This is a genomic window from Terrimonas pollutisoli, from assembly GCF_029360765.1.
In the GTDB taxonomy this organism is placed as follows: Bacteria; Bacteroidota; Bacteroidia; order Chitinophagales; family Chitinophagaceae; genus Terrimonas_B; species Terrimonas_B pollutisoli.
Genome location: NZ_JARKNA010000009.1, coordinates 1 through 22,769 on the forward strand (window position 1 = coordinate 1; position 22,769 = coordinate 22,769).

Consider the following 22,769-nt stretch of genomic DNA (forward strand, 5'->3'; position numbering starts at 1 on the left):
GCCTTGCAACGCAGGCCGGTAGTTTGTTTGTTTTGCATTTGAATATTTTTACAATGAATAATCTTGCAAAACAAAAGCCTCTGACTTTATCAGAGGCTTCACAAACTACCGAAGGTTTAGTACAACATTGCATTGGCAATATGGCGGGGCGACGGATGAACAATCGGCTGCATATTGTCTCGTCCTGAAATAGGTTTACCCGGCAACACACAGCCGGGCTGGCTTAAATGAAGTTCCATTCAATAATGGCAGAAACCTTTAATGGGTTTGTTCGGAGGAGCTTCATTAAGCCCTTGCTGATTAAACCTCCTGCTATGGCGGAGACGCATTGCTCCGCCGATGTAAAAAAAAGAATGACCTCAATAAAAGATCACTCTTCATCTGCTTATTAAACCGTTGAAAGAAAAAATATTTCCCGCTCCGCCGCTTCCATTATCTTTTCCGGTTTATAAACGATACATGCAAAAAGTCCTTTTATTTTTTTTAGTATTCAGCTTATCAACCGTCTTGCTTGCTCAGCCTGCACAGCCTGGCATTGATAAATTATTAGTTCCGGTTGTTAACGACAAACAGCTGCCTGTTGCTGATGCAACGGTTGAGCTTTTGCGCAGTAAGGATTCTGTTTTGATAAAAGCCGCCATTACCGACACATCAGGACTTGCCTCATTTCAACAAGTAGCTGCAGGTGTTTATTTATTGCGTGTAAGCTCGGTGAATTACGGAACACACTATTCATCACCGGTTCAGGTATCTGCCGATGAATCAAATGAACGATTGGCGGCGATTGTGCTTTACCCGGCAAACACTCACCTGCAGGGAGTAACAGTTTTGTCCAAAAAACCTTTTATCCAGCAATTACCCGGTAAAACAATTATCAACGTAGAAGCGGCTATCACCAATGCAGGCACAACGGCCATGGAAGTGCTGGAAAAATCTCCGGGTGTGACGGTCGACAAAGATGGTAATATCAGCCTCAAAGGAAGATCGGGCATATTGATCATGATCGATAATAAACCGGCCTATTTGTCCGGTACTGACCTGGTGAACATGCTGAACAGCATGAGCTCAAACCAGGTGGAGACGATTGAATTAATTACCAATCCATCGGCGCAATATGATGCCGCAGGCAATGCCGGCATCATCAATATCCGCACAAAAAAGAATAGGCAAAAGGGATTTAACGGGAATGTCAGTCTTGCCTACGGCCAGGGACGTTATTATAAAAGTAATAACAGCGCTTTGATGAACTATCGAAATGGCAAATGGAATTTTTTTCTTACTTATAGCATGAATGCGAACAAGGGATTCACTGACATGTATGCCCTTCGCAGCTATTATAAGCCAGACGGGAAAACGATAGAAGCACTATTGGATCAGCCATCCTGGTTTACAAATGAAAGCCGGAATCACACCGTTCGTACCGGTATAGATTATGCTGTAAACAACAAAACAGCCATTGGTTTATCGCTTACCGGTATCAAATCTTGGCGGAATGGGAGAGGCAATAACACGGCCATCTGGAAAGATGCACAGGGAACAACTGATTCCGTAATACAGACCACTAATTCCAGTAAAAACAGTTGGAAAAACCTGGCGGGCAATTTTAATTTCCGGCATTCATTTTCGGCTAAACAAGAATTGACGGCGGATATTGATTTGCTGAAATATGATATTAACACTCACCAGGCATTTCAAAACAATTTGGATGAACCGGGTGGTTATGAAGAAGCTTTCAAAGGAGATCTCCCCTCGCTGATTGATATTGTTTCGTTCAAAGCTGATCACACTGCACAACTACCCAACAGCCTAAAATTGCAAACAGGTATAAAGACTTCTCATATTTCGACGGATAATACGGCAGCTTATTTTTACAAAGATGGTACGCAGTGGAAAGAGGACCTGGGTAAAACAAATCATTTTCTCTACACCGAAAATATTCATGCCGTATACAGCAATGCCGAAAAAAAGACAGACCGTTGGACGTTGCAGGCAGGGCTTCGGTATGAGCTCACCAATTATAAAGCCAACCAACTAGGCAACAGCCAGCAAAAAGATTCAGCTTTTTCCAGGAATTATAATAGTCTTTTCCCTTCTGCTTCCATCAATGTTGACGCCGATTCGTCGAACCAGTTTATGCTAAGTGTGGGAAGAAGAATAGACCGGCCGGCTTTTCAAAAATTAAATCCTTTTCTCTTTATCATCAATAAATACACTTACCAGCGGGGCAATTCATTGATAAGGCCACAGTATACCTGGAACACCGAGCTCTCTCATGTTTATAAAAATATGCTGACTACAACTGTTGGCTATAGCATAACCAATGATTATTTCTCGCAGCTATTTATCGCCAACAGTAACGGCACGGTTATTTACACAGAAGGCAATTTTAACCGGATGAGAAATATCAGTGCCTCTGTCAGTGCCAATTTTTCTCCACTTAACTGGTGGTCATTTACGGCTATGGCCCTGTTCAATCACAAGCGGATTGAAGGTGTGTTATGGAATGACTACGTCGCTTCCATCGGCCAAATGAATTTTAATATCAATAACCAGTTTCGTTTTAAGAAAAACTGGTCTGCAGAACTTTCCGGTTTTTATATCACCAAAAATCAAAATGATATCCAGGAAATTTTAGAACCGACCGGACAGGTAGCGGCAGGCATAGCGAAGCAGGTTTGGAAAAATAAGGGTACCATTCGTTTAACGGTGAGAGATATTTTCTATACACAGGCGATGGAAGGTCTCACACATTTTGAACGGGCTGATGAGTATTTTAAACTACAACGTGACAGCCGGGTTTGCACGTTGGGTTTTGTTTACCGTTTTGGCAAAAGTTTCAAATCGAACAAAAGATCTTCCGGGGGTGCAAGCGATGAAATGCAACGTGTAGGCAATGTGAACTAAGTTTTTGTTTTTATGTAATGCACCGATTTTTTTTGCCCACCGGGGGCATCGTGTGTAACTACCTGAAAGCACCAAACGTTCCGATGGAACGTTATTCTTTGTCTCGCATTTTTTCAACCCACGAGTCGTTCCTGACGGAACGATTATTTTATTGTCCGAATAAATTTTATCGATTCCTTTGAAACTCTTTATGGTTGGGGGTGAGGTTTTGACACGCAAAGAGTTAACTAAGTTAGCCAGACAACAATGATAAAGAATGAATATGCTGATTTAATGCACATTAACTCTTAACATCTGAACATTTACCTGGGTATTGTATGTAAGAATTAAAACGGTAATTTGGCACACATTATCATTAATCATCGGGGTAAGACATCTTCATGCGATATATTCCATTATTCTTAGGTATGGCATTTGCGTTTGCCTGTGGTTCTGCTACAGATCAGGCAAATGACTCATCGGCGACAACAGATAAGTTTATTACGATTGGGGAGAACAAGGACACGCAAATCCGGGTAATCAAAACCGATTCCCTTCATCAACAAACTATCGTTGAAGAAATTCATTCGTATAAAAAGGCCGCGCAGCAGGCTGAACCAACAATACAAGTTTCGGAAAAAACAGCCTACCTGTCTTTACCACATTCGACTCCTACAACCTACAAGAACGTTTCAAATCTTATTATTGAAAATGTTCAGTTCACTAATCCATCCGGTAACAATCTTGTATTGATAAATTGTACGAATGTCATCATTCGCAATTGCTACTTCGGAAAAAGTAAAGAAGAGGCCATCAGCATTGAAAAAGGCAGCAACATAACGATAGAAAAGAACCTGTTTGCCAATAACAAATCCTGTGTGTATTCTTACAATACCACAGGCGGCATTGTCATCCGCAACAATCAATTCATCAATGTCAAAGGGCCTCACCCGAGGGCTCAGTATGTTCAATTTAATTCCTGCACCGGCGGCGGCAATGTGATTGAAAATAATAAAGGGGAATGCTGGCCGGGGGAATCCAATCCCGAAGATCTCATCAGCATTTTCAAATCGAAAGGAACACCGGAAAGTCCTATTCTTATACGCAATAATATCTTCAGGGGTGGTGGCCCATCCGAATCGGGCGGTGGCATCATGACGGGTGATAACGGAGGTGGAAATATCATTGTTGAAAACAACATATTGGTAGATCCGGGGCAATATGGTATAGCTGCTTCAGGCGGAAGCAATATCATCATCCGTAATAATAAAATATTTGCCCGGCCACAAAAATTCACCAATGTTGGGATCTATGCCTGGGCGCAGGCAGGCGCAGATTGTAATGATATTGAAATTGCTAATAACAACATTAATTACACGTCGGGCAAAAATGGTGAGGTGGAAATAAACAACCTCTTTATTGAAAAGAATTGCGGCACAGTCAGGGGCGTTGAAAGTAACAGGTTTACGCTGTCGCTGGAGGAGTTACAACTGCCTGCAAGGCTCATTGATTTTGTCAGCGCCGAAGAATTGTTACTTATCAGGGGCAAAAAATAAAGATCATTTTTACAGGGCTTATTGACCCGTTTTCAAAAAGGGCCTCAACAAATCGATCGGAATGGGAAAGATGGTAGTAGAATTATTTTCTGTCGCAATTTCTCTCAGTGTTTGCAGGTAACGTAATGTTAAAGCACTGGGTTGGTCAGCCAGCACTTTTGCGGCATCAGCCAACCTTTGTGAAGCCTGGAACTCACCTTCGGCTGCAATAACCTTTGACCGTCGTTCCCGTTCTGCTTCGGCTTGCTTGGCCATTGCTCTTTGCATTTCCTGTGGCAAATCGATTTGTTTCACTTCTACGTTCGTCACTTTTACACCCCAGGGTTCTGTATTGGTGTCAATGATTTGCTGCAGTTTATGATTTATTTTTTCCCGTTGTGAAAGCAGGTCATCCAATTCTGATTGGCCCAACACACTTCTTAATGTGGTTTGAGATATTTGGGAAGTGGCGGCTAAAAAATTTTCGACCTGTACAATCGCTTTTTGCGGTTCTATCACCCGGAAATAAACAACCGCATTTACTTTGATGGAAACATTATCCTGCGTGATCACATCCTGCGGCGGCACATCCAGTACTACAGTTCGTAAACTAACTTTCACCATTTTATCAATCACCGGTATCAATAAAATCAATCCCGGACCTTTTACACCTCCACCGCTAATTAAACGACCCAACCTGAAAATAACGCCCCGCTCATACTCTCTTAATATCCGTATGGCACTGGCAAGAATAAAAACCACAAACAAAATGATAGCGACTGTTGCTACAGGGAATTGTTGCATATAAATTAATTTAAGTTTTTGCGATCGGCTCTACATACAGCTTGAGATTCTTTAGTTCCTTCACCTTTACTTTTTCCCCCTTAGCGATTTCACCCGAAAGTGATTCAGCATTCCATATTTCTCCTTGTACCAATATAGTTCCTGTGGGATTAAGCAATTCAATTACTTCCCCGACATACCCAACCATTGCTTCTTTTCCGGTTGTTGTTTTTTGTCGCTGGGCTCTAATTCCTGCACCTACAATAAATAAAAAGAAGGCAGCCGAAACCGTGGTGGCTGCAATGATCAGGCCGCGGGATATCCTCGCAATCTCCAAAGGTGATCCTGACCGGATCAGCATCATGGAGCCAAGCAGCAACGAAATAACGCCACCAATGGCCAACAAGCCATGACTTACTATTTTAATCTCCAGGAGAAAAAGAATAACAGCAAAAATGATCAACGCCACTCCCGCATAGTTTACCGGAAGTGAGTGCATGGAATAGAAAGCAAGAATAATGCTGATAACACCAACGATTCCCGGCAGAACAGCGCCGGGATTGTACAGTTCAAACATAATCCCGTACATACCCACCAATAAAAGGATATAAGCAATATTTGGATCACTGATAATATCCAACAGCTTTTCGATAAAACTCATTTTGTACGACTCGGTTGTTGCATTCTTCGTGTTTAACACATGAGTCCCTGTATTCAGCTGCACTGTTTTTCCATCAACCTGTTGCAGCAGATCTTTTTCATCTACGGCAATAATATCGATCACCTGGTTTTTAATGGCCTCTGTTTCTGTAATGGAAACACTATTACGCACTGCTTCTTCCGCCCATTGCAGGTTGCGTTTTCTTTTTTCCGCTATAGTTCGAATAAAGGCTGCGGCATCATTAGTAGCCTTTTCATTCATTGTACTGTCCATGACCGCCTGCAGGGCTACCGGGTGGGCAGCCCCAATATTAGTTCCCGGCGTCATAGCTGCAACATGTGCTGCCAGGGTTATGAACACACCTGCCGAACCCGCATGTGCACCGGCAGGTGAAACATAAACTATTACCGGTACCGGAGAATCAAGCATATCCTGGACGATCACCCGGGTGGATTTTAACAAACCACCCGGTGTATTCAGGTGAATAACCAGGCATTCGGCTTTTTCCGCCTTTGCTTTTTCAATGCCATCATGAATAAAAGCAGCGGTTACCGGATTGATAGAACCGTCAATTTTAAGGGAAATAACCTTTTGCGAAAAAGTTGCAGTGGGAAAAAGCAACAAAAACAAACCATATCGTAGAATAGGCTTCATACAAATCCTGGTCAATGAAATGACGATCCGGCTGAAAAGATCTACTGTAATTTACTCAATTCCCCAGACATCTGATCATTAGCGATTTAATTGAATCGATGGAAAAATAAAAAGGATAAAAAAACGTTGATGAAGCGGAATTGTCTGTTAACTCTATACCAATGAAAAAACTACTACTTGCTTTTGTTTTTCTGCCACTTTTGTCTGCTGCTCAAAATTTCCATTTTTCAGGACGACTGGGTATTGCCAATTACCAGGGCGATCTCAAAAAAAGCTCAGTTTCTCTCTCCCAGGCAAAATTGTTTTTTTCATTAGGCGCCCGTTATGATCTTTCAGAGCATGTGATGGTCCGCAGCTACCTTAGTCTTACTGGCTTGCAGGCTGACGATAAAAAAGGAACGGCCACCATGCAGCAACGCAATCTCAATTTCAAATCCAAAATTTTTGATTGGGAACTAACCGGCCAGTATAGTTTTTTTAGCCTTAATGACAAATGGTGGACACCCTATGTATTTGCCGGCATTGGGCTTTTTCATTTTAACCCTTATACAAAAGATACCAACGGAAGCAAGGCCTTTTTAAAACCACTAAGCACAGAAGGGCAAGGTTTCCTGCCGGGAGTTAAAGAATATAAACTATGGCAATTCAATCTGCCGTTTGGAGTTGGCGCAGAATACTCGTTGAATGAAGATATGCGACTGGGTCTTGAATTGGGCTATCGCAAACTTTTTACCGATCACCTGGATGATGTAAGCGGAAACTATGTGGATCAAAGCAAATTACTCACAGCAAAAGGGCAGCAAGCCGTGGACCTGGCTTACCGGGGTGATGAAGTAGGTGCAGGCCCTTATCCTTCGCCAGATTTGTTAAGAGGTAAACCTAAAAATAAGGATGGTTATTATTATGTTGCTGTTACCTATACAGTGCGTTACTTTTTTGATAAGTATAAACAGATTGCAGGTTTGCCCGGTGGCAAACGATCAAAAAAAGTGGGTTGCCCGGCGACAAGGTATTAACTATTATCGTTTATAGACGAGTAATAAGTCTTTCCAATCAAATTTTTGCTTGTAAAAAATGCATGTTCCATCGTCAAAGGAATTCATTTATCCTGCTCCAAAAGATTGCCCTTTTGTTTGCCATCCTAAAGCAAAGAAAAGGGCCGTCAACGATGACGACCCTTTTCTTATAAAGCTTCTTCAAATTATTTCACCCACCACATTTTAGCATAATTATCATCCTTGCCACCGAGATTGGTAACCGCTTCTTTATAATGATCACCATTCAACGCAGATTCATTTGCCGGATAACCGATACGCAAGGGTATACCCCGTGCATCAGTAGCGTCCACAGCAGGAGTTAGAACAGGAAAGCCGGTCCTTCTCCAATCACTCCAAACCTCCCAGCTATTTAAATAGCCATGAACCCATTTTTCAGTAATTATCTTTTTAAGTCCATCAGCAGGTGTGTATGCAACTTCAGGCAATGCTACGTAGGTAGCATACTTCGCTGCATCAAAAACGCCATGTTGTTCCCAGGATGCCTTGATTGCCTCCAGGTATTTTAATTCTGCTTCTACATCGCCGCCAGCCGTATACCCAATTTTTGCCGCCTCCGCCTGGCCAAATAAAACCTGGGCGTAGTTGAATATTGGCATGCTTGAACCTGCCCCGCGGAAATAATTGCCGATCCTGCTATAAACGGCAGGGATATTCACTGCCTGGTTACGTCCATACTGTAGTCCTACCACGGACCCCGCTAACACTTCCCCATAAACTGGTAAACGCGGATCGTTTTTTGGCGACATGTAATCAGTCAACGTTTTGCTGATTGCATAATCATTCCGTAAACTAACCGTATAGTTGTTATACCAGGGATTATAATTGTTAGGATCTGACGATAAAAATTTGTACGAGATATTTTGTGCATTTGAGCTGATTACCCCAGCGGCTATTGCTGCAGCATATTCTGCCTTGCCCTTTGTAGGATCAACCTCAGACAAACGCAAAGCCATAATCATACGCTGAGTATTAGCAAACCGTTTCCAGGCAGCCATATCCCCATTTAACAATATATCCCCTACCACTGCTGCTTCATTTTCTTTGATTTGAGCCACAGCTTCTGTTAACTCTTTAAACAAAGCTGTATAAATGTCCTGCTGTTTATCATATTTAGGCGAAAAAGCCTGATTACCCTGCAAAGCTTCGCTATAAGGAATATCTCCCCACTTATCAGTCATCAACAAATAGTAATACGCTTTTAAAATTCTGGCTACGGCTATCTGGTTATCCTTGCTTCCATTATTTGCTGCTTCAGCCTTATCATCATTATTGTAATTAATAATGGTTTGCAAATTGTACAGGGGTCCGGTATACCAGGCAGCAAAATTTAAATTTCTGTCTGAATACAATGAAGAGGCAGGGTAAGGACCTTCGGAAAGGTGTTGAACATATAATGCCCCTAATCTGCCTGCCGCATCATTACCCATGGTTAAAATTGGGATTTGCTGTAAGGAGTTTGTCAATAGCCCTTTTGTAGAAGCAGAGGTTAACTGGGTTGGCGAAACATTTATATCCTTGAATTTATTACAACTCAGCAACAAACCGCAAGCCGCTACTATGATGAATATTTTTTTCATATCTAATTAGTTTTTTAACACAATAGTCTTTCCTTTAATTAAAATGTAACACGGAGGTTGGCGCCTATCTGCCTTGTTGCAGACAACTGGCCACCTTCACGATAAAATACTTCCAGCTCTGATGGATCTACACCGTACTTCTTGGTTGTAGCCCAAATAAGCCAGGCATTTTGCACCATGATTCCAAAGTTGGCCGACTTTGCAATTTTTGTTTTAGCAACAAATGATTGAGGAAAAGTGTAACCAAGACGAACTTCTCTTAATTTCACATACGAAGCGTCCAACAATACCTCGCGGGCATCACGCTGACGGGCGGTGTACCAAAAACTTCTTGCAGGTAAATAACGGTTATTAGGTGTTCCTTTACCATCATTAAATACTCCATCTATACGAATACCACCGTTACCCGTATTGCCACCTGCAAATGTGTAAGTTCCGGGATAATCTCTCCAATCATGACCTTTGTCATTAACACCAACGGTTTCTTCTGATAAGCCTGTACCGCTATTAAAGTTTCTTGTCTCAGAATAAAACAGGCCTCCTTTTTGGAAATCTATTGAAAACGCCAGGTCAAATGCCTTATAGCGTAAGGTATTAAATAAACCTCCGGTCCACTCAGGTAGCACTTGTCCAATTTTTTGATTGATATCATACTCTGGTAAACCAGTAGAACTTTCGATTCCTGTAGTTGCATTTTTTGCATAATTAATTAAAACACGTCCTTGGTCATCGGTTCTCCATTTACGGCCGACATAGGTACCCCATTCACCACCAACCTGGTGTTCTAATCTTGTATCATACCTGTTGGTAGCATACAAATATGTATTCAGCCCAGGTACCAGTTCTTTTACTTTGTTACTGTTCTTTGACCAGTTTGCTGTAATGTCCCATGTAAAACTGCCTCCCTTTATTGGTGTTCCGGAAAGAGTAATTTCAACACCTTTACTTACAATATTTCCGGCATTAACCAATGCTGTGCTAAATCCGCTGGCAGACGACACATCCAGCGGAATAATCTGGTCTGTGTTGTTATTTTCATAAAGGGCAACATCTATTCCCACCCTGTTGAAGAGCCTTAATTCTGTACCAACCTCCCACGCCTTTGTCAGAGCAGGACGTAAATTTTCAGCATCCCTGAATTGGTTGCCAACAGCAACAGACGAGTTAGATCCATAAAATGATCCATTGTTAAGCGCAATATCAAGGCTATGAGGAGCAATGTCAGATCCTACTGAGGCGTAAGAAGCTCTAACTTTTCCATAAGTCAACCAGGATGAAGTTGAGCTACTTTTTAATAACTCTGTAAAAATAAAGCTGGTGCTTATAGAAGGATAGATGTAAGAGTTTTTAGAAGCTGGCAATGCTGAAGACCAGTCATTACGCAAAGTACCTTCAACAAAAATCATATCCCTGAATCCAAAAGACGCTTTTCCATAAACACTGTTTACCCTCTTCTTTTGATAACCAGGAATGGTAGGGTGAGTGGTAATGGGACGGGCAACAGAAGCCGAAATATCAAAATAATTTGGGGAACTTAAGCCACCTTGCGTAGCCATATATAACTGACTAAAAAAATCCTGGCGTCGATTAGCTCCTACCATACCATCAACACTAAAGTCTCCAAACCTATTTTTGTACAATAGGTTGGTTTCATAGTTCATTTCTTTGAATTGATTTTGGGTAATCTCATAACCATCTTGTTGCAACCCCCCGGTAGCAATTCGGTAGTCATTTTCATTACTGTACTGGTTCATTCGAGCATAGGATTGCAGACTCAGATTTTTAGTAATCTTTATCGTCAAACCAACATTTCCTACAATTCGGCTGTGTTTTTGTGTTCCAAAATTCTCTTTGATAACAAAATAAGGATTGTCCCAATACTGAGGTTGGCCGTATACAGATAAGTCACTTGATCCATTAGGATCGCCAATATTCCAGGAATTCAGGCTGCCATCTTCGTTACGGTATTGTTTCATTTTCTTCATGTCTAACTGACGCTGGAACCATTGGTTAAAATTCTGGGTAACGTTTAATCCATCCAAGCGATATCCTTCCAACGGCTGACCTTTCGTGTAACGTGTGGTATAGGACACGTCGGATGATATTGTAATCCTATTGCTGATATCAAATGATCCATTGATACCTAATTGATGTTGATCTCTTTTCGCTCCCGGAATTATCAGCGTTCTGTTTTGATTAGCATAGGTCAAGCGGAAATTATAATTTTCAGCACCACTCGAAAGAGCCACTGAATTGTTCAAATTTCTACCGGCCTGGAAAAAATCTTTTACGTTATCGGGTTGAGGTGTTAATGGAACAAGCTTTGCCCAATCAGCGCCTGGATACCAGCTATAATAGGGGCGATACATTGAGCCGTCGATTTTTGGACCCCAACTTTCATCGGCCCCATACTCCAGCATTCTTTGTCCGTCGAAAGCCTTCCATTCAATTGGATGTCTTGTATCGTTGTATTTAAATAAATAATAGCCCTGGTCATCATAGATACTTCCCTTTGTAGCAGCTGCGGAAGTATACCCACCAGCATACTCGTTTTGATACGGTGGGATTATAGAAAGTGATTCGGTTGTAACACCAAGATTTACCTCGATGCTACTGCTTTTCCTGCGGCTTCCTTTCTTTGTAGTGATCACTACAACACCATTAGCGGCTCTTTGACCATATAAAGCGGTAGCTGCCGGTCCTTTCAATACGGATAAACTTTCCACGTTATCCATAATAACCGCTGATTGATCTGTGACGGTTCCATCGACCACAAATATTGGCGGGTTCAAACCCAATCCTGTTACACCCCTTATAATTACATCTGCATTATCAAAGGTTGAACTTGGTGAGCCTATAAGTTTTACACCAGCAACTTTACCGGCCAGTGATGAACTCACGTCAGTGGCTTTTGCGATAGTCAGGTCGTCACCTTTTACTTCCTGAACAGCGTAACCTAAAGCTTTTTTCTCTCTCTTAATACCGAATGCGGTAACGACAACCTCGTCAAGGGCAGTTTCTTTGAGATCCATGGTCAGTGCACCCAAGTCAGTAGTCGTTCCTAGTTTTTGGCTTATGACGCCTAGTCCAACGCCGGAAATTTCTATTACATCACCGGGATTGGCATTGATAATAAATGATCCGTCTGCGCCGGCTGTGGTACCCTGGTTGGTTCCCTTAATTCGAATGGAAGCATTGGGAATGGGCTGACCATTCTTGTCTGTAATTTTTCCTGTGAATTGCTTCTGTTGTGCCAGCAAAAGGTTGCAGCAAAGCAGTAGCAAAGGAAACATCGTAAGAAGTTTTCTCATGTGCATGTTAGTGATTGTTTAATGAAAAATTTTTAGTTAAACAGTTGGTTTTAGGAAAAGGTAATCCTTAACCTAAACCAACTTAAGTTAACTGTTCATTAACAAATTGTAAAAAAAAGTTGACTGTCATCAATAACCTAGTCTTATTGATGGCCCTCAAAAGAATAATTTTTGCAAGGTTTTTGGCCGCAAAATCCCGCAACCAACCGATCGGAATATCAGATACGTAATAAAATCAGGTTATTTTTTACATATTTCTGCGATACTGCCCGCCTACTTCGTAAAGAGCATGAGTTATTTGTCCTAACGAGCAATACTTCACTGTTTCCATTAGTTGAGCAAAAAGATTGCCATTATTAATCGCGGTCTCTTTTAATCGTTTTAACTCATTTTCACTCTTAGCCTCATTTCGCTTCCAAAATGCCTTCAGGGCTTTTATCTGTTGCTCCTTCTCTTCCGTAGTGCTTCGTATTACTTCTCCCGGTATAATAGTGGGGCTGCCTTTTTTATTGAGAAAGGTATTCACACCGATCAGGGGTAATTCGCCGGTGTGTTTTTGATGCTCGTAATGAAGGCTCTCTTCCTGGATCTTATTGCGTTGATACATTCTTTCCATCGCTCCTAATACGCCACCTCTTTCAGTAAGCCTGTCAAATTCTGTCAAGACAGCTTCTTCCACCAAATCAGTTAATTCCTCGATCAGAAAAGATCCCTGGGTGGGGTTTTCATTTTTGGCGGTTCCCAATTCACGATTAATGATTAATTGTATCGCCATTGCACGTCGCACACTTTCTTCCGTGGGTGTTGTGATCGCTTCATCGTAAGCATTCGTGTGAAGTGAATTACAGTTATCATAAATGGCATATAATGCCTGCAGGGTCGTTCTGATATCGTTGAAATCAATTTCCTGCGCATGTAAGCTTCTGCCGGATGTCTGAATATGATATTTCAACATCTGGCTGCGCTTGTTTGCCTTGTATTTATATTTCATTGCCTTTGCCCAGATACGTCGTGCAACTCTGCCAATAACACTGTACTCGGGATCCATGCCGTTGCTGAAAAAGAAAGATAGATTGGGTGCGAAGTCATCGATATTCATACCCCTGCTCAGGTAATATTCTACATACGTAAAACCATTGGCCAGTGTAAATGCCAGTTGGGTAATAGGATTGGCGCCGGCTTCAGCAATATGATAGCCAGAGATACTAACGCTGTAGAAATTTCTCACTTTATTTTCGATAAAATATTCCTGTACATCACCCATTAGTTTCAACGCAAACTCCGTTGAGAATATACAGGTGTTTTGTGCCTGGTCTTCTTTCAGAATATCAGCTTGCACTGTTCCCCTTACCTGCTGCAATGCAACCTGTTTGCATTGCTCATAAATCTCAGCGGGCAAAACTTCATCACCCGATAATCCTAACAATTTTAAGCCAAGCCCGTTGTTACCATTTGGCAATTCACCCGGGAATGATGGATTATTATAAACAGGCGCGGGCTGAGCTTTATATTTCTCGTTTATGATTCTTTCCAAATCTTTTTCCAAACCCAACTCAACGATCTTTTTTTCGCACTGCTGATCTATCGCTGCATTTAAAAAGAAAGCCAATAACATAGGCGCAGGACCATTAATGGTCATACTAACTGAAGTCTTAGGGTCGCACAGGTCAAAACCACTGTATAATTTTTTTGCATCGTCAACAGTTGCAATACTTACTCCGCTGTTACCCACTTTTCCATAAATATCAGGGCGATGGTCAGGGTCTTCGCCATACAAGGTCACACTATCAAACGCTGTTGATAACCGTTTGGCGGGCTGATCCACGGAAACGTAATGAAAACGTCGATTGGTTCTTTCGGGACCACCTTCGCCGGCAAACATTCTTGTCGGATCCTCACCTTCTCTTTTCAATGGAAATACACCGGCTGTAAAAGGAAAGTGACCGGGTACATTTTCCTGGGCCTGCCAGCGAAGCAGGTCGCCCCAATCTTTGTATTTAGGAAGAACTACTTTGGGAATTCTCGTGCCACTAAGACTTTGGGTAGTCATCGCCTGTTTGATCACTTTATCCCGCACTGTGTATTCATAAAAATCTTTCTGGTATTCTTTTACTTTCTCCGGCCAGTTAAAAAGAAGCTTGCGACTTACCGGTGTCAATAGATCGGTGTAGAAATCGATTTGCTGTTGAAGGACCTCACCCAAACCCTCTCCAAAGGAGAGGGCTTTAGAGCCCGATTGTCGCAAAATCTCTAAAGCACCCTGAAGTTGATAAAGTTTAGTAGCAATAGCAGCCTGGTCTTTTACTAATTGATCGTAGTTGCGGTTGTTCTCACTGATCTCACTCAGGTATCTTGTCCTGTTGGATGGAATAATAGCCTGCGAAACTTTTGCCGTCTCCGAAAAATGAAATTCACCAAAGGTGACGCCAGTTTTGGCTTCAATTTTTTTCAGTAATAATTCAAACAAATGATTTACGCCATCATCATTGAACTTGCTGGCCATCGTACCGATGATTGGTAATTCCTCATCCTTTGCCGTCCATAAACCATGATTGCGCTTGTATTGTTTTTTCACATCTGCCAATGCATCCAATGCACCGGCTTTATCAAATTTGTTTAAGCAAACAAGATCGGCATAATCGAGCATGTTGATTTTTTCCAGTTGCGATGCGGCGCCATATTCCGGTGTCATCACATACATACTAACATCACAATAATCTAAAATAGAAGCATCGCTTTGCCCTACACCTGCAGACTCCAGTATAATAAAATCAAATCCTGCGTCTTTGCATATATCTATTGCATCCTGCACTGCACCACTTAAAGCAGTATTATCATCCCTTGTAGCAAGACTGCGCATATAGGCCCTTGGATGAGAAATAGCATTCATTCTTATCCTGTCGCCCAGCAATGCACCCCCTGTTTTTTTCTTGGATGGATCTACAGAAATGACAGCGATAGTTTTAGTGGTGAAATTTTGAAGAAATCGGCGAACGATTTCATCGGTTACGGAAGATTTGCCGGCGCCGCCAGTACCGGTGATGCCGAGGACAGCCCCCCTGCCCCCCGAAGGGGGGTTCTTAGACTCCGACTGTTGTTGGAGTTCTTTAATTATCGAAGAATAATTGCAGTTGGCTTCTGCCAATGTTATTGCTCTTGCTATTCTGCGAACATCCTTTACTTCATCTAACGGTAACGAACCATTGTACTTTGAGGTTTCTAAAGTCCCTCCTCCGGAGGGATTTAGGGAGGCAATCACATCCTCTATCATTCCTTCCAACCCCATCTTTCTGCCATCATCTGGACTATAAATTTTTGCAATACCATAGTTATGCAGCTCTTGTATTTCAGCCGGTAAAATGGTTCCGCCACCACCGCCAAATATTTTGATATGACCGCAACCACTTTCTTCAAGCAGGTCTTTCATGTATTTAAAAAACTCCACGTGGCCGCCCTGGTAGCTGGTGACGGCAATACCCTGAACATCTTCTTCAATCGCCGTTTCTACGATTTCCTTTACACTACGATTATGACCCAGGTGAATGATCTCCACACCCTTGCTTTGCATAATTCGCCGCATGATATTAATAGCAGCATCATGACCATCAAAAAGGGAAGCGGCAGTGACGATACGAACTTTATTTACAGGCGTATAACTCATAGATAGGCAACGTTACTCGTTGCAAATGTAATTGTAAAAAGCTAATGACCGTTAGTGTCAGGAAAAAGATGACAGTTTACAGCTTAGTGATGACAGACTCAACCAACTCTTATTACAGGATCATTGCTCACGGCTTCCTTTTCTCCTATCAATCATCATCTGTCATCTGTCAACTATACTTACATTTGTCCCCATGCAAAATCTTACTGAAGCCATCCGCGACCTCTATATAAAATGGAAAGGAACAGCTCCTGTTTCCTTAGACGTACTGCCACAGTCTGGAAGTGAACGCCGGTATTTTCGGCTCTATGATAAAGATGGATTTTCCGTAATTGGTACCTATGGCGCTAATATTAAGGAAAACGAAACCTTTTTTTATTTCTCCGAAAAGTTTGGCGAACAAAAACTGGCAACCCCGGAGATATTAGCTATCAGCGATGACAAACAATTTTACCTGCAGGAAGATTTTGGCGATGTGTCTTTACTAAACAAGCTGGAAGCCGGTGGTTTTACTCCGCCAGTATATGATCTGTTTAAAAAAAGCCTGGAAGAGCTGGCCAGGTTGCAGGTAAAGGGAGACCAGGGACTGGACTACGATCAATGCCTTACCAACAAGGAGTTTGGCAAGCAGGCTATCATGGCTGACCTTTTGTATTTCAAATATTATTTTTTGGATGCTTTGCGAAAGCCTTATGATAAACAAAAACTCATCGATGATTTTGAAGCTTTAAGTAATTACCTGACACATACAGAATATAAATATTTTATGTTCCGTGATTTTCAAAGCCGGAACATCATGGTGAAAGATGATGTTCGTGAAGACACGAACATCGGCAATAGTGGTGACACTAACCGCGGCGCCTCCGTCCATTTTATCGACTACCAGGGTGGTATGAAAGGTGCGCCGCAATATGATGTGGCCAGTATGCTTTGGCAGGCAAGGGCCAATTTACCGGATGAGTGGAAGTATAATTTGCTGGAAGACTATATTGATGCTTTTGAAGACACGATCGGTCAAAGTGTAAACCGGAATATTTTTCAAAACCAGTATAACGGCTATGTGTTAATCCGGTTATTGCAGGTGTTGGGAGCATATGGCTTCCGCGGCTTATTCGAACGCAAGGCGCAATTTCTTACCAGCATTCCTCTGGCCTTGAAAAATTTGAAAGAATTTTTTCAGCATCAAAGCCTGGGCATTGTGGTACCAGAGTTCAGCAAGGTGTTGAATCTATGTGTGGCGGATGAGATCATTGAACAATTCACTCCCGTACAGGCAACGGAAAAAACGCCGTTGGTTGTTAAAATAAAAAGTTTTTCTTACCGCAATGGCGTTCCACCAGATGACAGTGGTAATGGCGGAGGCTTTGTTTTTGATTGCCGTGGCATCCTGAATCCGGGCCGTATTGAAAGTATGAAAGTACAGACCGGACGAGACAAAGCAGTAAAAGACTACCTGGAACAGCAAACAAAAATGACGGAGTTTCTCAATAGTGTCTTTGATATTGTAGATATCTCGGTGGCAGATTATATCAAACGTGATTTCGAAAGTCTTTCGGTAAGCTTTGGTTGTACCGGTGGTCAACACCGCAGTGTGTATGCCGCCGATGCATTGGCAAGGCACCTAAGAAATAAATTTAAAGTAAAGATTGAACTTATTCATAGAGAACAGGAAGCAAAAAACTGGCAAAACCCTTTACCTGAAACAAAATCCTGATGGGTGGTAGCAATAACAAAATTCGTAAGATAACCCTCGAAAAGAGAAAAGAGGATTTTAAAAAGAAGAATACAGGCAAGCCTTTGTTAGATCTTCGTTTGTATTTCACTTATGATTTACCCAAACCACTTTGGTATCTTCTATCGTTTTCCGACATTGTTTTGGAATTTCTTCAGAAAAAAAGATTCCACTGCCCCGGTTACTCTCATATTTATATTTCAATTGGTGAAACAAAGCGAGAAGCTCTTAAACGGGCATTTGAACTAGAAAAATGGTATCGCTTTGGCATTGCAGTATTACCACTCAAAAAATTGCTTGGTGCATCTGAAGAAGAAAAGGAACAACTTTTTTTAAAAGCAATTGCTGATGGCTTGCTGGATGTGGTGAAACGGGATGGTCTTGAAATATCAACGATTCGAGCCGCAATAACACATGCAAAAAAAAGAGGAGTTTTACAGGAGACAACTATTAATCAGAGACAAAATAGTAAATATCAGTTCCGGATCACCAATCTTCCGATAAAAAACAAAACAGGTTCAGATATTTATTTTTCACTTCTGGATAAAGCCGAGCAGAAGGAATACAAATGGAGATTTGGAAGGCTTTCTTCGCTTGAGGCTTACTGGTGGTTTTTTAATATCACGGTTACTAATAAAGAGATTCGGACGAAACCAAAGGCTAACATGGAATTGGTATTGAAAGGAAAAAAGAACCGGTTAAAGTTATCTGTAGAAAAAATAAAAAAGGGAATTGACAGGATAACCATATCTAAAACAAGAGTACCAGTTCCCGCCTGGCTGGCAAAACTGGATAAACTATAGAATGCGTAATACAAAAAATAGCAATGTGCTTGGGGGTGCCATGATTTTTAGCGCAGGCCTCGGCACCCGATTCAAACCCTGGACAGACAGCCATCCTAAAGCATTGGCCCCGATAAATGGCAAACCGTTATTGCAACATAATATTGAGTATTTGGCGAAATACGGCATTACCAATGTTATTGTAAACGTTCATCATTTTGCTGACCAGATCATTGACGCCATTCAAACAAATGATGGCTGGGGTAGCAATATCATTATCAGTGATGAAACCAGCGAAGTATTAGAAACAGGCGGCGGTTTATTAAAAGCAAAAGACTTGTTTACCCCCGGTGAAAAATTTATTACCTGCAATGCTGATATTCTTACAGATCTCAACCTGCATGATTTAATTGCATTTCATGAAAAACATCAACCCCTGATCTCATTTGGAGTAACCGACAGAAAAACCTCCCGCAATTTTTTATTTGATGAAACCGGTCGGCTTTGTGGTTGGATTAACAATACCACTGGTGAGCGACGCATTTCTATTGACAAACCCAACCTGGTTCAAAAAGCTTATAGCTGCGTAGTCGTTTTTGAATACGATGTTTTCAGGCTGATGCCGTTCACCGGAAAATTTTCACTGACTGATGTATATCTTGAACTGGCAAAAGAACATACCATACTCGGCTATGATCACACCGGCGACAAATTTGTAGATGTTGGTAAAACGGACAGTATCGCCAAAGCAGAGTCCTTATTTCCCTAGTGATAAGCCAATTTTATTTTTGCGAATTTTAATGGCCACGGATTCACGGAAAATATATTTCAAATCCGTGCATCCGTGGCAAATTATAAACCGGCAATTTTAGGCTGCCGTGATACCAATAGTTCAGAATTTTGCGACAGCAGGCATCGTAAAATCAGCCGTTTATCATTTTTCCTATAAATATTCCTAAATAGCTGGTTAACATTCACCCGTGTGCAACCATTTTTTCTATCTTTCGCCCTTGTATAAAAATTTTTGAAATGAAGAAACTTGCTATTTGTATCGTTGTGCTGATGACAACGATCAGCTCTTTTGCACAATCAAATTATAATGCAAAAGAGGCTTTCAATCCCCAATTTTATCCTTACCCCGGCAATGATTTTCGTAGTGCCAGCGGTGAACCGGGCCCTAAGTATTGGCAAAACCGTGCTGATTATAAGATCAATTGCACATTGGATACAGCCACTCACGGCGTCAGTGGTGAGGTAGAAATTACCTACATCAATAATAGCCCGGACAACCTGAAATTTTTATGGTTGCAACTGGATCAAAATATCTACAAGAAAGATTCACGTGGCTCCGCTACTACTACGGAAGCGGGCGGCCGCTGGGCCAACGGTGCTTTCACCGAAGGAGATGTAATTAAATCAGTAGGCGTAGAAACAGGCGGCAAATCCTATGCAGCAAAATATATGGTCACTGATACCCGAATGCAGGTTTGGCTGCAGGAGCCATTAAAGGCATCAGGAGGAAAAACAAAACTCAACATCAAATTTAATTTTACAGTGCCTGAATATGGAACGGACCGCATGGGAAGATTGAACACAAAATATGGCTGGGTATATGAAGTAGCGCAATGGTTTCCCCGGCTTGCGGTCTATGATGATATACAAGGCTGGAATGTGCTGCCCTATCTTGGTGCGGGAGAGTTTTATCTGGAGTATGGCGATTTTGAATACTATATCACCGCGCCATCCGACCTGATAGTGGTTGGTTCCGGTGAATTACTGAATCCCCAGGATTGCTTTGCGGCCGACCAATTAAAAAAATACAACGAAGCAAAGACAAGTGACAAAACAGTTACCGTTCGCAGCGAAAAAGATATTACTGATAAAAAAGCACCGGCAAAAAAAGGAAATATAACCTGGAAGTTTAAAATTCAAAATGCAAGAGACGTGGCCTGGGGTGCATCCAAAGCATTTATTTTGGATGCGGCAAAGATCAACCTGCCAAGCGGGAAAAAATGTTTAGCGATCAGTGCCTACCCGGTTGAAAGTACAAAGGATAAAAAAGGAAATGACTGGCGCAGGTCGACTGAAATGGTAAAAGGCTCTATTGAACATTATTCGAATAAATGGTTTGAGTTTCCTTACCCGGCCGCAACCAATGTAGCTGGCATTGTAGGAGGCATGGAATACCCGGGTATTGTTTTTTGTAGCTATACTTCAACAGGCACGGGATTATGGGGTGTTACCGATCACGAGTTTGGTCATACCTGGTTCCCGATGATCGTGGGTAGCAATGAAAGAAAATATGCCTGGATGGATGAAGGCTTTAATACGTTTATCAATGACCTGTCAACGGAAGCGTTCAACAAAGGAGAGTTTAAGCAACAAAGTTTTTTTGAAGACCCCTCCTCATCCTTTATGATCAAGTATACATTTGGTGATAAAATGGATGGCTTGTATACAACTCCCGATGTGATACAACAGGAAAACCTCGGCGTGGCAGCCTATATGAAACCCTCCATGATGTTGCATGCATTGCGTGAAGTGGTATTAACTCCTGAACGCTTTGATGCGGCATTTAGAGAATACGTAAGCCGTTGGGCCTTCAAACATCCAACACCCTGGGATTTCTTTCATACTATGGAAAATGTAGCAGGAGAAGACCTGGGCTGGTTTTGGCGGGCCTGGGTGCTGAACACCTGGAAGCTGGACCAATCTGTAAAAGAAGTGAAGTACGTAAAAAACATCCCGGAGAACGGAGCAACCATAACATTGGAGAATCTTGAGAAAATGCCTATGCCGGTAACAGTGTTGGTCAAGGAAGCGAATGGTAAAGAACATAAACTTGATTTACCGGTAGAAGTTTGGCAACGTGGACCGCAATGGACATTTGGCGTTCCTACAACCAGCGAAATAAAAGAAGTGGTTTTAGATCCCGATAAAAAATTACCGGATTGGAATAGAGATAATAATAAATGGAAGAAAGCATTTTAATAAATGAAACCCCGGTCAGAAGCCGGGGTTTTTAATATCATAAAGCCGTCGCCAATTCTTGCAACGAAATTTCTTCCAACACCTCTCGCTGTGGGCTATCATTATGCTTCTTCCATTTGATCAGCCGGATATACCCGCTTTCAATTTCAATGCCCGTGATATCGCCATCAATAAAACAACAACAGCCGCTGTTGAAATAAGAGGGCTTCATTTGCAGGTAATCAACCGATACAGCGGAGAACTCCAATTCTCTTTTCTTTATTTCACTTTGCAGTTCGCTTATCCTGGTTGTATCATTTTGTTTTAACGCATATTGCAATTGCTTATATAAACGTTCGATATGTGTAAGGGATAAAAAAACCGGCTGATGCGTATGTCCTGTTATCAGCAAAAGATCTTTCTGCCTCGCTGACCATTCATACATGATCTCATTGTGCAGGGTTTTCGTTTCATTATTATAAGCAGCCGTGTTAGGGTTAATGCGCAGGTAAGCCTGGAATGGAGCCCAAATTCTCGCTACAAAAAATTTACTGAACCAGTTACCATCGCTTTGGGCATCGCCCTGGTGACCGCGTGTACAAAAGATATGAAAAGGCGTTTCACCAATCTTTACTTCCAGTACTAAACCTTCATAAATTTTTACTTCTTCATTATAGATCTTCTTCAATTGCCACCAGGCAAAAGGGTCATTTTCCCAGTATAAATCATGGTTGCCAAACACTTTTACGAAAGATTTTCTTGCAACAAATTTTTTCTCCGCCTCAAACGTTTCGGGATAGCTGTCTTTTACTTTACCCAGCATATTTTCCCAAAGCTCTTCGCTATCTCCCAGCGTAACAAAGAAAAATCCCTCTTGGTTATAATAGTCTAACGCTGCGAGGTAATTTTTCTCTGCTAATACAAAATCATCCGCTCCATCCCTGCCGCCTTTGTGCTGATCGGAGAAAATGATAACCTTTCCGTCAAATTGATTGAAAGAAATGCCCGGTCCTTTTCTACCAGGATGCGTTGCGATGTCTGCATATAATTTGTCAAGAGCTTTAAATACCCGTTCACGTTCTGGCCGCGAAGAAAATTTCTGCGTTGCCCACCGAACGGGTCTTAACAAAAGATATCGCAGAAATTTTCGCATGCAGGAAAA

The 22,769-nt window shown here is 41.8% G+C and carries 14 protein-coding genes; 8 read left to right on the forward strand and 6 right to left on the reverse strand.

The genetic code is table 11. From position 1 onward, the window contains the following. The 3 genes from P2W73_RS15190 to P2W73_RS15200 all read left to right on the forward strand — a co-directional run. The coding region (locus P2W73_RS15190) for a hypothetical protein (protein ID WP_276502920.1) at positions 1 to 188 on the forward strand (188 nt) is incomplete at its 5' end. A gap of 271 nt (positions 189 to 459) precedes the next feature. Beyond that, the gene (locus P2W73_RS15195) at positions 460 to 2,904 is read left to right on the forward strand and encodes an outer membrane beta-barrel protein (protein WP_276502921.1); all 2,445 of its coding nucleotides are present in this window, start codon (positions 460 to 462) and stop codon (positions 2,902 to 2,904) included. Between the two features lie 380 nt (positions 2,905 to 3,284). Next, positions 3,285 to 4,439, forward strand: coding sequence for a right-handed parallel beta-helix repeat-containing protein (locus P2W73_RS15200; protein WP_276502922.1), 1,155 nt, complete (start codon positions 3,285 to 3,287; stop codon positions 4,437 to 4,439). A gap of 18 nt (positions 4,440 to 4,457) precedes the next feature. On the opposite strand, the gene P2W73_RS15205 is transcribed toward P2W73_RS15200, so the two are convergent. Together P2W73_RS15205 and P2W73_RS15210 are read right to left on the reverse strand one after the other, a co-directional pair. Further along, positions 4,458 to 5,222, reverse strand: a complete 765-nt coding sequence (locus P2W73_RS15205; protein WP_276502923.1) for a slipin family protein — start codon at positions 5,220 to 5,222, stop codon at positions 4,458 to 4,460. Positions 5,223 to 5,232: 10 nt separating this feature from the next. Continuing rightward, entirely contained in the window at positions 5,233 to 6,516 is a 1,284-nt protein-coding gene (locus P2W73_RS15210) for an NfeD family protein (RefSeq protein ID WP_276502924.1), read from the reverse strand. Positions 6,517 to 6,677: 161 nt separating this feature from the next. Between P2W73_RS15210 and P2W73_RS15215 the strand changes: the two genes are divergently transcribed. Then, positions 6,678 to 7,532 (forward strand): outer membrane beta-barrel protein, encoded by an 855-nt coding sequence (locus tag P2W73_RS15215; RefSeq protein WP_276502925.1) that lies wholly within the window; start codon positions 6,678 to 6,680, stop codon positions 7,530 to 7,532. A gap of 185 nt (positions 7,533 to 7,717) precedes the next feature. Here P2W73_RS15215 and P2W73_RS15220 read toward each other — a convergent pair whose 3' ends face one another. From P2W73_RS15220 to P2W73_RS15230, 3 genes are all read right to left on the reverse strand, one after another. Beyond that, positions 7,718 to 9,151 (reverse strand): SusD/RagB family nutrient-binding outer membrane lipoprotein, encoded by a 1,434-nt coding sequence (locus P2W73_RS15220; RefSeq protein ID WP_276502926.1) that lies wholly within the window; start codon positions 9,149 to 9,151, stop codon positions 7,718 to 7,720. 38 nt (positions 9,152 to 9,189) lie between these two features. Beyond that, the gene (locus tag P2W73_RS15225; protein ID WP_276502927.1) at positions 9,190 to 12,462 is read right to left on the reverse strand and encodes a SusC/RagA family TonB-linked outer membrane protein; all 3,273 of its coding nucleotides are present in this window, start codon (positions 12,460 to 12,462) and stop codon (positions 9,190 to 9,192) included. Between the two features lie 247 nt (positions 12,463 to 12,709). After that, positions 12,710 to 16,123 carry a methylmalonyl-CoA mutase family protein gene (locus P2W73_RS15230; RefSeq protein WP_276502928.1) on the reverse strand — a complete coding sequence of 1,138 codons (3,414 nt, stop codon included), beginning with the start codon at positions 16,121 to 16,123 and terminating at the stop codon, positions 12,710 to 12,712. A 193-nt stretch (positions 16,124 to 16,316) separates the two neighbouring features. On the opposite strand from P2W73_RS15230, the gene P2W73_RS15235 reads away from it, so the two are divergent. The 4 genes from P2W73_RS15235 to P2W73_RS15250 all read left to right on the forward strand — a co-directional run bounded on the left by P2W73_RS15235 (position 16,317) and on the right by P2W73_RS15250 (position 21,628). Further along, positions 16,317 to 17,837, forward strand: a complete 1,521-nt coding sequence (locus P2W73_RS15235) for a RapZ C-terminal domain-containing protein (RefSeq protein WP_276502929.1) — start codon at positions 16,317 to 16,319, stop codon at positions 17,835 to 17,837. Then, positions 17,837 to 18,658, forward strand: a complete 822-nt coding sequence (locus P2W73_RS15240; protein ID WP_276502930.1) for a hypothetical protein — start codon at positions 17,837 to 17,839, stop codon at positions 18,656 to 18,658. Before P2W73_RS15235 ends, P2W73_RS15240 begins: the two co-directional genes overlap by 1 nt. Position 18,659: 1 nt before the next feature. After that, positions 18,660 to 19,406 (forward strand): nucleotidyltransferase family protein, encoded by a 747-nt coding sequence (locus P2W73_RS15245; protein WP_276502931.1) that lies wholly within the window; start codon positions 18,660 to 18,662, stop codon positions 19,404 to 19,406. A 260-nt stretch (positions 19,407 to 19,666) separates the two neighbouring features. Next, complete coding sequence (locus P2W73_RS15250) at positions 19,667 to 21,628, forward strand: M1 family metallopeptidase (RefSeq protein ID WP_276502932.1); 1,962 nt, start codon at positions 19,667 to 19,669, stop codon at positions 21,626 to 21,628. Positions 21,629 to 21,665: 37 nt separating this feature from the next. On the opposite strand, the gene P2W73_RS15255 is transcribed toward P2W73_RS15250, so the two are convergent. Beyond that, on the reverse strand, positions 21,666 to 22,760 hold the full coding sequence (locus P2W73_RS15255) for a metallophosphoesterase (protein WP_276502933.1): 1,095 nt from the start codon (positions 22,758 to 22,760) through the stop codon (positions 21,666 to 21,668). Positions 22,761 to 22,769 lie beyond the last annotated feature (9 nt).

Coding starts and splice junctions, on each gene's coding strand:
- P2W73_RS15195 (WP_276502921.1), top strand. CDS start 460: ATGCAAAAAGTCCTTTTATTTTTTTTAGTATTCAGCTTATCAACCGTC.
- P2W73_RS15200 (WP_276502922.1), top strand. CDS start 3,285: ATGCGATATATTCCATTATTCTTAGGTATGGCATTTGCGTTTGCCTGT.
- P2W73_RS15205 (WP_276502923.1), bottom strand. CDS start 5,222: ATGCAACAATTCCCTGTAGCAACAGTCGCTATCATTTTGTTTGTGGTT.
- P2W73_RS15210 (WP_276502924.1), bottom strand. CDS start 6,516: ATGAAGCCTATTCTACGATATGGTTTGTTTTTGTTGCTTTTTCCCACT.
- P2W73_RS15215 (WP_276502925.1), top strand. CDS start 6,678: ATGAAAAAACTACTACTTGCTTTTGTTTTTCTGCCACTTTTGTCTGCT.
- P2W73_RS15220 (WP_276502926.1), bottom strand. CDS start 9,151: ATGAAAAAAATATTCATCATAGTAGCGGCTTGCGGTTTGTTGCTGAGT.
- P2W73_RS15225 (WP_276502927.1), bottom strand. CDS start 12,462: ATGAGAAAACTTCTTACGATGTTTCCTTTGCTACTGCTTTGCTGCAAC.
- P2W73_RS15230 (WP_276502928.1), bottom strand. CDS start 16,123: ATGAGTTATACGCCTGTAAATAAAGTTCGTATCGTCACTGCCGCTTCC.
- P2W73_RS15235 (WP_276502929.1), top strand. CDS start 16,317: ATGCAAAATCTTACTGAAGCCATCCGCGACCTCTATATAAAATGGAAA.
- P2W73_RS15240 (WP_276502930.1), top strand. CDS start 17,837: ATGGGTGGTAGCAATAACAAAATTCGTAAGATAACCCTCGAAAAGAGA.
- P2W73_RS15245 (WP_276502931.1), top strand. CDS start 18,660: ATGCGTAATACAAAAAATAGCAATGTGCTTGGGGGTGCCATGATTTTT.
- P2W73_RS15250 (WP_276502932.1), top strand. CDS start 19,667: ATGAAGAAACTTGCTATTTGTATCGTTGTGCTGATGACAACGATCAGC.
- P2W73_RS15255 (WP_276502933.1), bottom strand. CDS start 22,760: ATGCGAAAATTTCTGCGATATCTTTTGTTAAGACCCGTTCGGTGGGCA.